Origin of the sequence: Sulfurovum sp., from assembly GCF_041562805.1 — a bacterium.
GTDB lineage: Bacteria > Campylobacterota > Campylobacteria > Campylobacterales > Sulfurovaceae > Sulfurovum.
Map to the genome: position 1 here is coordinate 20834 of NZ_JBFFOH010000001.1, position 16443 is coordinate 37276.

Consider the following 16443-nt stretch of genomic DNA (forward strand, 5'->3'; position numbering starts at 1 on the left):
TCATGACAAAAATTATAAAAATATTACTTACATTATCTATTATTGGAATTGCTGCATTTTTTTCGTACAATAAATATAAAGAATATATAGAGAATCCATGGACTAGAGATGGACAGGTACGTACACAAGTCATTCAAGTAACACCACGTGTGAATGGTATGGTCACTAAGATCCATGTAGTAGATAATCAAAAAGTGAAAACAGGTGATCTGCTTTTTGAGATCGATCCTTCTCAATATCAAGTCAAGGTAGATCAATCCAAAGCTAGACTCCAGCGTACACTTGAAGGAGCAAAGGGAACGAAAATAGAGTATGAACGTGTTAAAAATATCTATGCCAAAGATAAGGGTGCGGTTTCTCAGAAGGATTTAGTACGTAATGAAACCAACTATTATAAATCTTTAGCAGACATAGATTCATCTACAGAAGCACTAAACACTGCAAAACTAAACCTTTCCTATACAAAAGTGTATGCAGAAGTAGATGGGTATGTCTCAAATATCAACTTTCAAATAGGTTCACAGGCTTCAGCTAATAAACCAATATTGGCATTGGTAGATGAAAATGCTTACTGGGTCTTTGGCTTCTTCCGAGAAGATGCAATACCGGAAGTAGAAGTAGGAGATAACGCAATGGTTACACTCCTCGCATATCCGGATACCCCACTTAGTGGAAAAGTAGAATCTATAGCTTGGGGTATCGCACATTCTGACGGTAACCCTGGAAACAATCTACTCCCAAGTGTGAAGCCGGTATTTCAATGGATACGTCTTGCACAAAGAATCCCTGTACGTATTAAGTTGGATACATTACCGGATAATGTGAAGCTACGCTTTGGACTGACTGCCTCAGTAATGGTTATGAAGCGTACAGAAGAGAAGAAGTAGCTTGTAAAACAATTATGGTAAAATTCCGACCATAAACAAAGTAAGGAATTGATGTGTTTAATATTCAAAACTATTCGAACCAAAACATTAAAAATGACATTCTATCTGGAGCACTGGTCTCAGTCGCTCTTGTCCCTGAAGCTATAGCCTTTTCATTTATCGCAGGGGTTTCTCCTGTCGTTGGACTGTATGGTGCATTTATCATCGGACTTATCACTGCCCTACTTGGTGGTAAACCGGGAATGATATCGGGAGCTACAGGTTCTGTAGCTGTTGTATTTGTCTCTCTTGGACTTTCAGTGAAACATATGTACCCGGATCTTTCTACGGAAGATCTTTCTATGATGATACTCCACTATATTCTACTGGCGTCTATCATTGCAGGATTGATACAGATAGCGATCGGAGCTATGAAGATGGGTAAGTTTATCCGTTTAGTGCCCCAACCTGCCCTTTTTGGATTCGTAAATGGACTTGCCATTGTCATAGCTATAGCTCAACTTCCCTTCCTTGCGCCTGCAAACATAGAACAATACAGCACATGGATAGACATTATAAAAGCCAGTTTCTCTGAGAACTATATTATGTATATTATTATTATGGTAACGATGGCTACAATGCAGTATTTACCTAAGATAAGTAAGGCCGTACCTGCCGGTCTTGTAGCGATCATTGTAGTAACACTAGTGGTGTATTTTGCTAATATCGATACTCGAACGGTTGGTGATCTTGCAGATCTTTCCAATGTATCCATGCCAAGTTTTATACTTCCTGATCTCTCTTTGTTCTCATGGGCTTCTATGGCTATCATATTGCCTACAGCTATAATTGTTGCACTGGTTGGGCTTATAGAATCTTTACTGACACTTTCTGTACTTGATGAGATGGGTGGAGAACGTGGTTCTGGAAACAAAGAGTGTATTGCTCTTGGTGTGGGAAATACCACTTCTGGACTCTTTGGAGGTATGGCAGGATGTGCAATGATAGGTCAATCTGTTATTAACTTTACCTCTGGTGGTCTAGGGCGCCTTTCATCTTTTACGGCAGCTGTTTTACTCATTATCCTTGTGGTAAGTTTTTCAAGTGTTATTGCCGCTATTCCTGTGGCTGTCCTTGTGGGTATCATGTTTATGGTAAGTATCGGTACATTTGAGTTTTCTTCACTCAAACGTATCAAACATATGCCACGTTCAGATGCGTTTGTTTTGGTGGTTGTTACTATCATTACAGTACTTGAAGACCTTGCCGTAGCTGTGATAGCAGGTATCATCATCTCTGCACTTGTTTTTGCATGGGAACATGCAAAGATCTTTGCTCGTACAAAAGAAGAAGATAATAAAAAGATATATGAGCTGGACGGACCTCTTTTCTTCGGTTCTGTTACCTCATTTAATGAACAGTTTGATGTGGAAAATGATCCATCAGAAGTAATTATCGACTTCAAGCAAGCTAGAGTAATGGACTCGTCAGGTGCTGAGGCTATCGATGGCATTACTGAAAAGTATAAACAAGCAGGTAAGAAACTTTCACTTAGACACCTTTCAGAAGATTGCAAGCAGACACTCAAGTCAGCTGGTCCTTTCTGTACATATGAAGAAGATGATCCTACCTATAAAGTGGCACATAACGTATAATTCTTATATGGCGGTAGTTATCATCGATCATCCATATGTTCTTTGATAATTGCCATCATATCATCCATTGACTCACCTGCTTTTTTCTGAATAAAATGCTCAAAGTATTCATCAACGTAAGACTTAGGATCAAATTTACTTGCAGTCTCCTGACGTTTTGGATCAATCAGGATGGAGTGTTTAAACTCTTTTGAAATAGGAACAATGTCGATCACCGCACCGCTTGTGCCTATAGCGATGAAAAGCGTGCAATGGCGTATAGCTTCTTGTATGTGACTGTACTCCGGCGCCGCTTCACCAAACATGACGACATTGTGACGAACCCTTTTATTTCCACAATGTGGACAGTGTTCATTACCCTCTTGATGTGCATATCCAACATGAAACGTCTCTGTACATGCCTCACAGCGTAGATCAGTTAGCGTACCATGAAGATGTATCACATCTTTAGCACCCGCTTTCTCCATAAGGTTATCAATATTTTGGGTCAGATGAATAACTCTTCCCCGATAATCGTGTTCAAGTTGGGCCAACATCTTATGCGCATGATTAGGCTCTTTAAATTCAAGATCACGTCTTCTGTCGTTGTAAAAACGGGTTACATATTGGCGGTCTGCAATCCAGCCTTGCGTAGAGCAGACCTTCATGACATCATGGTTTTCCCAAAGACCGTCATGGTCTCTAAAGGTACGGATACCACTCTCGGCAGAGAGTCCGGCACCGCTTAGTATCATAATTTTTTTCATTATTGCACCTGTGATATATGCATCCAAATCACTGCCAGAACGTTTAACTGCTAAAGTGATCGATGTAAACTGTTGTATGTTTATATTTGTATTTTAGCAGAACTGACATTTAAAATGCCAGATTCTTCCAGTATCTATAATTTAGCATTACATATCTTTTCTATACCCATTATGCTACTATATAGTATAAAAGGATAAGAATGTTTTATAAATACATTACTATTGCACTACTTCTCACATCTTATACATTTTGTCAAGAAGCAGGATTGGAGTATGATGGTATACCTGTAAAAACCACTGATACAAAGGGTCATAGTGTATATACAGTTGTAAAACGGGATATCCCAAAAGAATGTAAAAAAATACTTAGTAATAATACTATGCTATGGACAGGAAACTATGCGCATGCTAAAGTACCCGAATCATGTAAGTCTACTTATGTACATACAGTAGGTGGTCATATTTTACCAATGTTCATAGATGAGGACATTAATACCTATGGTGAACTTGAGGTCTTGGCTTTTATAAAAAAGATGCAAACAGATGATTCTATGATGCTCATAGATGTATGTAGAGAAGAATTTTATAATTATCGGACTATACCAGGTGCAGTGAATATGCCTTTTTATCATTTTAAAGAGCGTGAGAGTTTTGAATTTGAATTTGAACAGAATATGAGAGATCTTGGAGTATACATTAATACCCGTGATGATAGTTTGGACTTTACGAAAGCCAAAACAATAACTATATTTTGTAATGGACCTTGGTGCAGTCTCTCTGTGACGATGATAGAAGCTTTGCTAGACATAGGGTATCCTGCAGAAAAGATAAACTGGTATCGTGGAGGTATGCAGGAATGGTTGGCCTCAGGTATGACTTCTACTAGAAAATGACATTAGGCAGAGTGTAGTTTTATTCTTACTACACACACTTTCTACAGTTAATATGTTAATATAATGCATAAAGGATGTTCCATGTTTTATAAAACGATCACTACTTCATTACTTTTAGCTTCTTTGACATTGTCTGCAAACACAGGTTTTGAATATGATGGTATCACTATAAAGACCATTGACGCAAGCGGTAAAATAAAACCTATAATTGTAAAACGTGACATTCCAGAAGAGTGTAAGAAAGTACCTATCAATAATACTATGGTTTGGACAGGAAATTACGCTCATCTAAAAGTACCAGATGCATGTAAGTCTACCTATGTTCATACTACAGGGAAACTACTGCCTATGCATTTACATGAAGATATAAGTACCTATGGAGAGCTCGAAGTCTTGGCTTTTATGAAAGAAATGCAGAGTGATGACTCTATGCTGCTGATAGATGGACGTAAGCAAGATTGGTATGATTATCGTACGATACCAGGTGCGGTGAATCTACCTTTTCATCATTTTAAAGAGCGTGAAAGTTTTGAGTTTGAGTTTGAACATGCATTAAGGACACTTGGTGTAGTTATAGATGAAGATGATACATTTGATTTTACAAAAGCTAAAACCATAGCTATCTTCTGTAATGGGCCATGGTGTAGTCAGTCAGTGGCTATGATAGAAGCACTACTGGAGATAGGTTATCCACCTGAAAAGATAAACTGGTATCGTGGAGGTATTCAGACCTGGTTGGCTGCAGGAATGACCTGTACACGGGATTAGAGGTCACAATAGTTCCTTATAAATAAAACCATACAAGTTATTCATACAGACTAATATTCTTCTCTTCAATGCATTACACATATTCTGCACGCTCCTCCCTTATACTAAAGAAAAAAGGAGCATATGATGTTTAAAATTATTTTTTTATGTATCATCTTTATCTCTTTTTCTAAAGGAGATAATACTTCATCACATATGAGCAGTGTAGGAACTGATCATATTAACAGTTCAGGTGAGATACAACATATCACCATAAAGCGTGAGATCGATCCGTTATGTAAGAATATCCATATCACCAATGAAATGTTTTGGCAGAGTAAGTATGCCAGCAAATCTGTCCCTGATGTTTGTAAATCGACTTTTATAACGAGTGCTGGTAAAACAATTTATCCTATGCAGCTACACAAAGGTGTGGAAACGTATGGAGAAGTAGAAGTGTTGGCATTTATCAAACAAATGCAAGAGGACAATACCATGCTGATGATAGACACACGGGATGAAGAATGGTATGAGTATCGTACCATACCTGGTGCAATGAATATACATTATGTCTATATAATGATGACCATAGTATTTGAAGAGGAATATAAAGTTTCATTAGAGAAGCTAGGCATTATCGGTAATAAAAAGTCTTATGATTTTTCTCAAGCTAAAACCATTTTAGTATTTTGTAATGGTGCCTGGTGCAGCCAATCTCCAAAAATGGTTAAAGCCCTACTCACTTTGGGTTACCCACCTGAAAAGATAAAATGGTACAGAGGCGGAATGGATGACTGGCTTGGTTTGAGTATGACCACTACCAAGAAGTATCAATTGTAAGATATAGCTACACAGTTATGACTTCTACATAAAGCAGAAGTCATCATTTCAAAAAAAAGGATTATTCTACAACAACCCTTGCATTTACCTTTTGGATAGGTCTGTTATTAGGATGATGCATTGTATGAAGAAATGACTCTACTTGCTCCTTAGAAATGCTCACAGGTGTTTTAAGTACAAACCAGCGTACACCTTCTGTACATGGTGGTGTAGTCAATGAACCGTTAAATCTATAATAGTCTTTATTATCAGGCAAAAGTGAAGATGCAATATCTGACAAGACTAACTCATTTGTGTCTCCACCATTTTTTGGCATCTTTTCCCATACTTTTGACAGTTCAGCATTTTCAGTACCCTCTTCAAACATAAGTGCAAGTACAGCGATATTCCCATCTTTATCTAAATGGACAAAATGTGCCTCAAGTGGAAATGATTTACCATCTATGTTGTTTTCACTTGGTGTATGAAAGTGAAATTGTTTAAGTTCAAAGATAACATCGTCTACAACCAATGTGTTTCCAGCTTCAAAATTGACTTGAACCGTATGGCCATTATTGAGTATATCTTTAGATGCGTTAGTATAAGAAATCTTAAGTGCTTCAAGATCCGCATCCATGGAACTTCTTACATTGATTGGAGACTGGTTTTTTCCTTCGCTGCAAGTATGATATTTAGGTGAAAGTGTACCCCATGTATCTGGTGAATTGTGTCCCGTATAACCCCAATGTGCGTTCTCACTTTTTGGTGCTGTATTGTTTGCCAATAACATCATGGTAGATGCTAAAAGTATTGATGTAGCCTTTTTCATAAATGATCCTTTTTAAATTGTGGATAAAGTATAAAATTAATTGAATAAAAAAAGAGGGAAAAAGGTGAAAAAAGAGTTAAAAGAGTTAAAAATATCAGTAAATCTGTCAAGTGTATGAATATCATTCAATTAAACTGTTTATGGATAGCAAAACTATTGTACTTGTACTAAATAAAAAACATTCCAACGATAAGAAGTATAAAGGGACCAGATGCTAACAAATAGATCTTTTTTTGTGTTTTTGCGGTTTTATGTATACCCCAAAAGAACAAGATCACACTCAAAATAAAGAGTATTAGGATCATAGCATTTGTCATCTTACTTCTCCAACTCTTCTTTACCTATTTTATCGACCATTTTAATACTCTCAAGTGCGTTATTGAGTATTTTCTTTGTTGAGGTAAGAGGTTTCATATGTAGGTTGGTCTGTTTTTTGTCAAGACTTTCATCCATGAGTACAGACATGACTTCCATTTCAAGTTCTTTGATGATCTCATTCATTTTATCTTCTATAAAATCTATATTCATATTAATTAGTATGTCCTTATTTTACTTACTTTGACTTAGGTCTAAATATTTTAATAACCTCTTCGTTTGCTTCCATGAAATTTCCACCTATAAGGTCGATACAGTACGGAACAGCAGGGAAAACAGCATCTAAACATTCACGTATTGACTTTGGTTTTCCAGGAAGATTGATGATAAGTGAGCCATTACAGATACCAGCTGTTTGACGTGATAGAATGGCTGTTGGTACATACTGTAGACTTACTGCCCTCATCTGCTCTCCAAAGCCTGGAAGAAGCTTTTGACATACATTTTCTGTTGCTTCAGTTGTAACATCTCTTGGTGCAGGACCTGTTCCGCCAGTGGTGACTATAAGGTCACAATTTTCATCACGTGAAAGCTTTATAAGCGTTGTTTCTATAAGACTTTGTTCATCTGGTATACATCTATACTCATATTCACACTCATTGAGTAAATACTCTTTCATTGTATCCATAATGGCTATACCGGAGATATCTTCGTAAATCCCTTGTGAAGCTCTGTCGCTTGTGGTGATAACACCTATCTTGATCTTCTCCATCAGTAACATTTCCTTCTTGATGTATTATAATTTTACGCATTATATCGTAATAATATTTTAGGGTCTTAAACGTTAAGATCATCTAAGGGAATAGGCTCTGCAAGATAGTATCCTTGTCCATATTCAATGCCAAGTTCCCTGATTTCATCATAAATCTCTTTATTACAAACAAACTCAGCAATAAGTTTTAATCCTTTTTCTTTTGCAAAAGTTTGAATTGTTTTAACAATGATCTTGCTGTCTTTAGACTCAAGTATATTTTCAATAAAAGAACCGTCGATCTTCAATGTAGTGATCGGTAAAAACTCTGTTTGTGCAAAGTTGGAACATTCTACACCAAAGTCATCAACAATTAATTCAAGACCTATTTTATGTAGAGATAAAATCAGGTCCTGTATTTCAGCAGACTGAGTGATCGCATGGGATTCCAAGATCTCCAATGAAAGTAATTTTGGGTCTACCGAATAATGATCAATGGTCTTTTGAATAAATTCAATAAGTCCTTCATAATGAAATTCAGAATCACTAATATTAATACTGAATTTTTTTCCGGTTTTAGCAGCATAGTTACATCCCAGATCAAACATAAATTTAAAGATATTATAAAGGTGCCCACCGTGTCTTGCTGCCTGAATAAACTGACTTGGAGTGAATACTTCTTCTTTATATTTAATACGGACTAAGAGTTCATACTTATCAATGCTTTGATCATTTAAATTGAAAATAGGCTGAGCATATGCCATGATATCACTATGCTCAAATGCATGTTTTATAATCGGTGCCCAGTGATTTGTGTCGTTTATCTGCTGAATGACTTTTAAATCACTTGAATAGAATTTAATTTGATTTCTGCCCAAATTACGCGCTTCTTTTAATGCTAATTCAGCTTTTTTTAACACATCATCTTCAGTTTGATAAGCAACACCTATTGTCGTTTCGATATGTATATTAAAGTTCTCGGTCACTATAGAGAATTTAGAAATATCTTCTTTGATCTTTTTAACATTATGCTGAAGGCTCTCTAGATGTTCTTTACTTGTGACAAGGGCAAATATGTCATTATTTAAATGGTAAACTTTATAGATTTTACTATACTTGGAAGCAAGAAAATCACCTAGCTCTTTGAGAACATAATCACCTACATCATATCCATTGGTCTCATTAATATGGCTAAAATCAATGATATCTATAAGGATAAGGGTTTGATGTGATTGTTTTGAAAAATCTTCAATCAATTTGATACGATTTGGTAATAAGGTTAATGAATCAGTTGTCATTTGCTTGTACGTATCTTCATATTTATTCTGAAGTTCTATCAATTGTCCATACTGCTTAATGGATGTTCTAATAGTGGTATAAAGTCGTTCACGGGTAAGCTCTGTTTTTTCCTTGAAATCATTAATGTCATAATGCTGAATAACATGCATGGGAGGAAAATCATTGGCCTGCCCTGTGCGGATGATCAACCTGATAAAATCGTTTTGTAGTTCTTTTCTAATATAATCTACAAGGTCTAACCCCGCTTCTGGCGTTTCCATGACGACATCAATGAGGGAAAGTGCAATGTTATCGTGTTCACTGAGAATTATTTTTGCTTCTTCTGAACTGTAGGCTGTTAATATCTCAAGATCAAAATCAGAAAAGTTCATTGATTCTAATGCAATGTTTGTTATATCATGAACTGCCTGGTCATCATCTACAATTAAGATCTTTTGTGTATTTTTCTTGCTTGGTGTTTGAGATTTTTGTTCTTTTGCAAAAACTAAATTAGCCATGTTTTACCTTTATAATTGATGGGTCAAGTGTGATACTGAAACCTAAACCATGAGGGGATACTCTGATAAGTTTTAATGTCCCACCAAGTTGTTGTGTAATCAGATTATATGTAATATGTAGGCCAAGTCCACTTCCACCTTGCCCTCGTTTCGTGGTAAAGAAAGGATCAAAGATCTTTTTCTCATGCTCACTCTTGATACCTTTTCCGTTATCTTGGTAGTGAATAATGAATTGATCAGTTAATTCCATAGATATATGGATTATATTATCTTCATCTTCATCAAAAGCATGCTTAATAGAGTTCAAAATTAGATTTGAAAAGATCTGTGAAAAAATTCCTGGGTAACTGTCAAGAACAATACTGTCATCTATAGTATTGTTAACTTTTATCTGTTTATCATTTAACTGAGCTTGAAAACTAAAAACAATACTATCTACATATTCTTTTAAATTAAATTCACGTTGGTCTTCAGCGTGTTGGTCAACAGAGATATGTTTAAATGATTTGACTAGCGTTACAGCATTATTTAACCTGTCACGAATAGTTGGAATTAATTTATTCATAATACTCATATACGCTTTGAGTGCTTCTTCAGTCAGCATATCTTCTTTGTAATTTGATTCTAATTTTTTAAGTTCATGATCCATTTGTGAAATACCGGTAAGTCCTACACTCAATGGTGTATTGAGCTCATGTGCTATACCAGATACCAAAGACCCTAAAGATGCCATTTTTTCTGACTCTATGAGTATCTTTTGCGTTTCTTCAAGTTTTTCCAAACTTTCTTGAAGCTCAAGTCTTAATTTCTCTTCAGTGCTTACAAAGTAGTAATAAAGACTAAAAATAATGCCAATAACGAAAATGAAATTGATAACAAAAAAGCTAACGATATATGACTGTGGCATACGAATATCGTATGGTTGGGCATAGTTATCCACAAAGCCACTAAAAACCATTAATGCAAAAAATAATAAAAGCCATAAGAAAGACTTTCTTTTATCGCCTATAGTGAAGCTACCAAATACAGCTATGACTGACCAAAGGACATTCCCCCCACTGGCAATGAAGCCTCCAAGAAAAAACTGAAAGAAAAAAGGAAGCAACAATGAAATAATGATCTGTATATTTTGGGAAATTTGAAAATTCTTCGTAAAATATAAATAAGTAAAGTTTAGGATTGTAATCAGGATGTACGCATAGGGTACTATCGCTGCAATATAAATGTCATGGTACAAACAAAGTGTACCCCACAATAGGCCACCCGTACTCATAAGTAATCCCATATAAATAAGAAAACTATGCTGACGTTTTTCTGCTTCTGTATTGCTTGAAATATCTGCAATAGAAAGTAGTGGCAATATATAATTTAGGTACTTATTCATTGTATACTTTCAAGTTTGATTATATATTGTAATATAAAGTTTTTAAATAAGACAATGATATTTGTACAAAAAGTACTATTATGACTATAACGATACTATCTAAGTTATTTTTATCAGTATTTTGTCAAGAAGCGTAGTACTTAATACTCTCTTTAAATATCCCAGTAAGTAAGTAGCTTTGGTAATATAGTAACGAGGTTTTGGTTTGTCAGCCAACATTATCTTGTGTACTACAGCGGCAACAGAACTGGCATCTTCTTTGAATGGTACTTTTTGTTGTGTTCTTTCTTTAATACTACTAAGATATTTTTCTTTAAATACAGAGTGTTCTATGTCAATATTTTCTTTGAGCTTTTCTACAGCAGTTTGTCTAAAATGGCTAGCAATGGGACCAGTATTAAGAAGTACAGGATAGATATTGGTATCTTTTAGTTCCAGTCTAAGGGTATCCGTAAGCCCTTCTACTGCGTATTTACTTGCATTGTAGGCACTTCGCCCAAAAAGTGAAATAATACCAAGCACAGAACTATGCTGAATGATCTTACCATACCCCTGTTCTCTCATCACAGGTATGATCTGCTTTGTACATTCATGTAATCCAAAAACATTGGTTTCAAACTGTTCACGCAGTACGGTCGTTGTGATGTCCTCCAGAGCACCAGGCTGGCCATAACCTGCATTGTTAAACCATGCATCTATGGTTCCGTCCAGTTCTAAGACTTTTGCTATCACGGCAGTGATCATTTCGGGTTTAGTCACATCAAGTAGCATAGCATGTTCAAAGCCTAACTCTTTAAGCATCTCAACATCTTTTGGATCTCGTGCAGTAGGATAGACTTTTATAAACTTATCATTTAAGTAGTTCGCCGTTTCGAAACCTATCCCGGTAGAACAGCCTGTAATGATGATATTTGTCATGAAGTACTCCATATGCTTTATGATGGTATTTTATCAGAAATAGTATGGAAATATATTGTATTAGTGTTATAGGGAGAAAAGATAAAGTCCAAGTGCGTAAAACATTTGAGAAAAAGTTTATAGTGCCAACACTTCTCCCACATTTAAAAAAGATATTTTGTCAGGGTGCTTTTTGTTAATTTCTTGCATCCATTGTAGAGGTTCATCTAGTGGTTCGTCACTGAGATTGAATGTGCCATAGTGCATGGGTATCATTCTTTTAGCTTGAAGTTGAGTGAAAGCATCGAAAGCTTCTTGTGGATTTAAGTGATTCTCTTTCATAATAAATTCTGGTTTATAGGCCCCAATAGGTAGCAAAGCAATATCAATCTCGTATCGTTTACCAATCTCTTCAAAGTGTGATCCAGAAGCACTATCCCCAGCAAAATATATACTTTGATCTTTATAAGTAATAAGAAATCCGCCCCATAAAACACTGTTCTTGTCAAATAAACTGCGACGTCCCCAATGTCTCGCAGGTACAAGAGTAATGCTAAGGTCTTCCTCTTGATAACTCTCATACCAGTCAAGCTCCTGAGAGGAGATATCGGGGGCTATCTTGTGGATCAATTTAGTCATTTTCAGAGGTACAATGGCTGTGGGGTGCATCGCCTCAACAGTACGTATAGAGGCTTTGTCAAAATGATCATAATGTGTATGAGAGATAAGCAGATAGTCAATATTTCCTAAGTTATCTACACTATATGGCGCTTTGATTTGGCGTTTATAAAAAGGAATATCATCAAATACAGGATCAATGAGGATACGTTTTCCTCCTAACTGGATAAGAAAAGATGCATGAGAGAGCCAACAGATAAAATCCTCTTTTTGAGTCAATCCTTTAACATCAGGTTTTACAGCTAAAGGAATGATGGGGCGTGACGATAGGGAAAATTTTGGATATTTAAAAATTTTCCATCGTAGGACATGCCAAAGGTTGATATTTGTTGAACTATCGAGTGCACCACCAAATTGCCCGCGATGATACGTTTTCATTACTGCTCAAAGAAAAGTGGAAACTCATCTGGTGTGAAGAAATCTATTGATTTAATCTTATGGTTTTTGAGGGTATAAATGGTGATCTTACCTTCTTGACGATTAAACTGATTTCCGAAATCATCATTGATAAGCATCACAGAAAATGGATACTTCTTCATTTTCGGTAGAGCGAACATTGACGTTATGATGGAAGGCATAGTACTGATATCAGAGATATATTTGGCGTGATGTGTTTCCAAAAATGACGCAGGTTGTGTTTTGAGGAACTCATTGACTACGACAGAAATGTCTTTTTCAAATGCCATAATGAGGAGTGTATCTTTGGCTTCAACCGTGAATTCTTTATCGAACTGATCCATGAGCGTGATGGTGGGGAGTTTATCTCCAACTTTGAAGTCGGCGAAGAGCGTTCCTGTTAATAACAGACTAATTAGAAGTAAGTGTTTCATGTGATTCCTTTTGTAAGTAAAGTAAATAGACCAGTACGAAAACCAGGTCAATGATAGCGATAGCAAGTGCAGACCATCCTAAAATGTCTGCTTTATAGAGTGCAAAAAATCCTCCTGCTGTGAGGGTACGGACGATGACGGTTGCCATTGCCAATGGCTGTGCATAGCTGTGAAGAAGAAAGCCCATCAAATGAATGAGTCCGATACCCGTCACAAAGCCAAAGACGATCTGCTGATATCCTCCCACAAACTCTTGGCCTATCAAGCCATAGAGTGTGCTTGCAAAAAAGAGAAGTATCAGACCACCTAAACCATCTGAGATAAAGGCAAATAAATGATACAATCGTAAAGGTGTCAAGCCCTTGAAAACGGAAATCGATTTTGAAAAATTTAAAAACTTGCTAGAAAAGAGTAAACCAAAGAGAAATAATGCACCAAAAACAGTACGCCATTGCCATATGGTCACTGTGTCAACTTTAGCAAACCCTGCCTGCGAAAACCCATTAATACTTAAAACCAATGTCATAAGCACTAACATTGAAGTCAAGAAAAAGATCCTACGTCGTGAGGATTTGATAAACGGTTCAATGATCGCCAGTGCAAGAAAAAGTAATCCTATGCCTACTGCAACATGTGAGTGCCCTACTACCAGATCGTTGCGGTGAAAGAGTGCACGTAATTCAGGAACAAAAAGTATATTGCCCTGAACATCTACAAACAGAAATGCAAAAATGGATATAAACAATGTTATGTTTACAGAAACAGAGAGACCAGCATCTTTCCACCATCGGTAGAGTATTGGTATATAGAGTAATGTGAGGTATTGTAAAAACCACTCTGATTCATAACTTAAAGAACCTATAAATGCTCGATAGAGAACAGAAAGTATATAAAAAACCAATGGAATTTGCCATAAGATATGCCATCTTGTAACAAAAGAGACATGAGGGGAAGCAAGTTTAATAGCCAAATAATAGATAGCGAGCAATGCAAAGCTCATACCTAGAGTATTGTCTCCATGTGGCCCCATATGCATCTGTTCTACCTGACCATAATCAGGATTCATTAAAAGTAAAAGAGCAAAAGGACTGATAATCACGGCAGCCAGAGAGACGTTGACCCAACGCGGTTTAACATCGTAACCTTTGATCGTATCGAGAATTGCCAGAAGATAAAAGAGACCGGCAAATGCAAGTAATCCGTTGAGTTCATAAGGAAAATCATAAAAAGGAAGAGAACGTGTGACTGCTGAAAGCAGAGAAAGTATTGTAAAGACCAAAAAGATATACCAAAGCATAAAGAAACGCTCAAGATGATCTATGCCTTTTTTTCTCATAAGGCCCTCTTTGTCAAACAGTGCAAAAGGCAAAAGTGAAAGCATTAAAGGGATAAAACCATAAAGCATTAAAGTAAGATGCAAGCTTCGAGCAATGTCCGCTCTGATAAGATCTTGTCCTATACCGATTAGCTGTAAAGCATAGACTAGACCAAATACTGCTCCGAGTATTAAAAAGAAATAGCTAAAATAAATATGTGGCAGAAGACGTGTTTTTAACATAGTTGTCCATCCTTTAGGGAAATTACTTGATCACCAGGGTGTATTTGTGAAAGATCATGTGTCGCGACGATTACGGTAGAATCAAGGTTGCGCAGGAGATCAAAAACCATTTTTGAGTTTTTAGAGTCAAGGTTACCTGTGGGCTCATCGGCAAAGATATATTTGGGACGGTTGATCATCGCACGGGCTATGGCAACACGTTGGCGTTGCCCTCCTGAAATCTGCTCCGGGTATTTATTGCTGAGTTCAGCAATATCAAGTTTTGCAAGCAACTCTTCTACTTCAACTTTTGGCCGTTTGGTCACCATGGCGATATTTTCATATACACTCAAATGAGCGATGAGATAATGAAATTGAAATATAAAACCTACTTCCTGGTTACGAAAGTGGTTGATATCTGAGATATCCTGGATAGATCTACCATCGAAATAGATTTCTCCTTTTGTGGGTTTGAGCAAAGTAGAAATGATGGATAAAAGTGTTGATTTACCACTTCCACTCTCTCCTGTAATGACAACAAATGCATTAGTTTTAATCATGAAATTAATATCGTGTAATATGGTCTCATTATCATAATTGTGTGAAATATGTTTAACTTCTAACATCTATTGTCCTCTGTTTATTAAGATAATAGGGTCGATTCGTGCAGCAATTAATGCAGGAATCAACGCCCCAATTACGGCCATGGTTATCGAACCGACAAGTAACTGAACAAAGAGTATTAGGTCTATTTCACCACTTAGATAGCCTTGAAACTTTTCAATATGTTGTAACTGATCCAAAAGTATAAGACTGATACCATACGCCAATATAAAGGCGAGTAACGTAATTGCCATGACTTCTATGACGATATGAAAAATAATCGTTGTTTTAGAGATGCCTACAGCACGTTTGATACCAAACTCATAACGTCTATCATTGATCATGATACTCATCAAACTTACAATTGCCAAGAAGCCCATAAAAAAGGATATAGAGGCAATAACTCCGCTGGATATACGTATGATCTTGAATTGATTGTAGTTGTCTATAAATTCACTCGTAGACTTGACCTCTATATTGTCATTCAATCGTTTGATACTTTTTATAATATCATTGCTCTCTTTTTGAATATTAGAGAGGGAGACAAGAAGAAAAGAGGCACTTTTATGAAAAAGTTTTTCAGCATCATTGATAGGTATGACCACTCCTCCATTTTCAAATCCAATCTCACTTTGATACATACCGGAAACTTGAAAAGAACTCCCTAAGAGTTCAATGGATTTTGGATGATTCAATAAAGATGCGATCGTATCTCCTAAAATGACTTCACCGTCATGAGGGTAAGTGCCCTTCATCAAAGTATATGTTGACATACGGTTCTGTGTCACACCATAGATACCTGCGATAGGAACCACATCGATAGCCCCTGCTCCGACAATAACCCCCTGAGCTGAAGCCACACCTTCTATTGCTGCAATAGGTTCAAGTAACGAACGGTTGACATCAGAAAAAAAGGTATCTGCTACACCACGTTGCATTACGATAATATCTCCTTCTGTTTTGAGCATATTGGCATACATAGTAATGATACCGTTGCCCAATGCCGTGATCAAAAAGATAGAGGCAATGGCAGAAGTGGCAGAGATCAATATAAGTGCCGTCTTGTACTTGTAACGCAGGAATGATTTAAACATCTA

17 protein-coding genes are annotated in these 16443 nt (G+C 36.5%); 5 read left to right on the plus strand and 12 right to left on the minus strand.

The features are described 5' to 3' along the window. Positions 1-2: 2 nt before the first annotated feature. Positions 3-887: an HlyD family secretion protein gene (locus tag ABYK33_RS00130; protein ID WP_373030866.1), complete on the plus strand. Its 885-nt coding sequence runs from the start codon at positions 3-5 to the stop codon at positions 885-887. A gap of 53 nt (positions 888-940) precedes the next feature. After that, complete coding sequence (locus ABYK33_RS00135; protein WP_373030867.1) at positions 941-2521, plus strand: SulP family inorganic anion transporter; 1581 nt, start codon at positions 941-943, stop codon at positions 2519-2521. A 20-nt stretch (positions 2522-2541) separates the two neighbouring features. On the opposite strand, the gene ABYK33_RS00140 is transcribed toward ABYK33_RS00135, so the two are convergent. After that, positions 2542-3267, minus strand: a complete 726-nt coding sequence (locus ABYK33_RS00140; RefSeq protein ID WP_373030868.1) for an NAD-dependent deacetylase — start codon at positions 3265-3267, stop codon at positions 2542-2544. 200 nt (positions 3268-3467) lie between these two features. Between ABYK33_RS00140 and ABYK33_RS00145 the strand changes: the two genes are divergently transcribed. The 3 genes from ABYK33_RS00145 (at position 3468) to ABYK33_RS00155 (ending at position 5747) form a co-directional block, all read left to right on the plus strand. Beyond that, the gene (locus ABYK33_RS00145; protein WP_373030869.1) at positions 3468-4160 is read left to right on the plus strand and encodes a rhodanese-like domain-containing protein; all 693 of its coding nucleotides are present in this window, start codon (positions 3468-3470) and stop codon (positions 4158-4160) included. 81 nt (positions 4161-4241) lie between these two features. Beyond that, positions 4242-4928 carry a rhodanese-like domain-containing protein gene (locus ABYK33_RS00150; RefSeq protein ID WP_373030870.1) on the plus strand — a complete coding sequence of 229 codons (687 nt, stop codon included), beginning with the start codon at positions 4242-4244 and terminating at the stop codon, positions 4926-4928. A 126-nt stretch (positions 4929-5054) separates the two neighbouring features. After that, positions 5055-5747, plus strand: a complete 693-nt coding sequence (locus ABYK33_RS00155; RefSeq protein ID WP_373030871.1) for a rhodanese-like domain-containing protein — start codon at positions 5055-5057, stop codon at positions 5745-5747. Between the two features lie 61 nt (positions 5748-5808). Here ABYK33_RS00155 and ABYK33_RS00160 read toward each other — a convergent pair whose 3' ends face one another. From ABYK33_RS00160 to ABYK33_RS00210, 11 genes are all read right to left on the minus strand, one after another. Beyond that, positions 5809-6555, minus strand: coding sequence for a carbonic anhydrase (locus tag ABYK33_RS00160; RefSeq protein WP_373030872.1), 747 nt, complete (start codon positions 6553-6555; stop codon positions 5809-5811). A gap of 318 nt (positions 6556-6873) precedes the next feature. Then, the gene (locus ABYK33_RS00165) at positions 6874-7083 is read right to left on the minus strand and encodes a hypothetical protein (RefSeq protein WP_373030873.1); all 210 of its coding nucleotides are present in this window, start codon (positions 7081-7083) and stop codon (positions 6874-6876) included. A gap of 25 nt (positions 7084-7108) precedes the next feature. Then, the gene (gene mog, locus ABYK33_RS00170) at positions 7109-7642 is read right to left on the minus strand and encodes a molybdopterin adenylyltransferase (protein WP_373030917.1); all 534 of its coding nucleotides are present in this window, start codon (positions 7640-7642) and stop codon (positions 7109-7111) included. Between the two features lie 65 nt (positions 7643-7707). Further along, positions 7708-9417: an EAL domain-containing protein gene (locus ABYK33_RS00175; protein ID WP_373030874.1), complete on the minus strand. Its 1710-nt coding sequence runs from the start codon at positions 9415-9417 to the stop codon at positions 7708-7710. Next, positions 9410-10801: a sensor histidine kinase gene (locus tag ABYK33_RS00180; RefSeq protein ID WP_373030875.1), complete on the minus strand. Its 1392-nt coding sequence runs from the start codon at positions 10799-10801 to the stop codon at positions 9410-9412. Before ABYK33_RS00180 ends, ABYK33_RS00175 begins: the two co-directional genes overlap by 8 nt. A 99-nt stretch (positions 10802-10900) precedes the next feature. Beyond that, positions 10901-11719 carry an SDR family NAD(P)-dependent oxidoreductase gene (locus ABYK33_RS00185; protein ID WP_373030876.1) on the minus strand — a complete coding sequence of 273 codons (819 nt, stop codon included), beginning with the start codon at positions 11717-11719 and terminating at the stop codon, positions 10901-10903. Between the two features lie 117 nt (positions 11720-11836). After that, complete coding sequence (locus ABYK33_RS00190) at positions 11837-12754, minus strand: MBL fold metallo-hydrolase (protein WP_373030877.1); 918 nt, start codon at positions 12752-12754, stop codon at positions 11837-11839. After that, positions 12754-13206 carry a hypothetical protein gene (locus tag ABYK33_RS00195; RefSeq protein WP_373030878.1) on the minus strand — a complete coding sequence of 151 codons (453 nt, stop codon included), beginning with the start codon at positions 13204-13206 and terminating at the stop codon, positions 12754-12756. The genes ABYK33_RS00190 and ABYK33_RS00195 overlap by 1 nt, the downstream gene beginning before the upstream one ends. Then, positions 13184-14764 (minus strand): hypothetical protein, encoded by a 1581-nt coding sequence (locus ABYK33_RS00200; protein ID WP_373030879.1) that lies wholly within the window; start codon positions 14762-14764, stop codon positions 13184-13186. The genes ABYK33_RS00195 and ABYK33_RS00200 overlap by 23 nt, the downstream gene beginning before the upstream one ends. After that, entirely contained in the window at positions 14758-15369 is a 612-nt protein-coding gene (locus ABYK33_RS00205) for an ABC transporter ATP-binding protein (protein WP_373030880.1), read from the minus strand. Before ABYK33_RS00205 ends, ABYK33_RS00200 begins: the two co-directional genes overlap by 7 nt. After that, positions 15370-16440 (minus strand): ABC transporter permease, encoded by a 1071-nt coding sequence (locus tag ABYK33_RS00210; RefSeq protein WP_373030881.1) that lies wholly within the window; start codon positions 16438-16440, stop codon positions 15370-15372. Positions 16441-16443 lie beyond the last annotated feature (3 nt).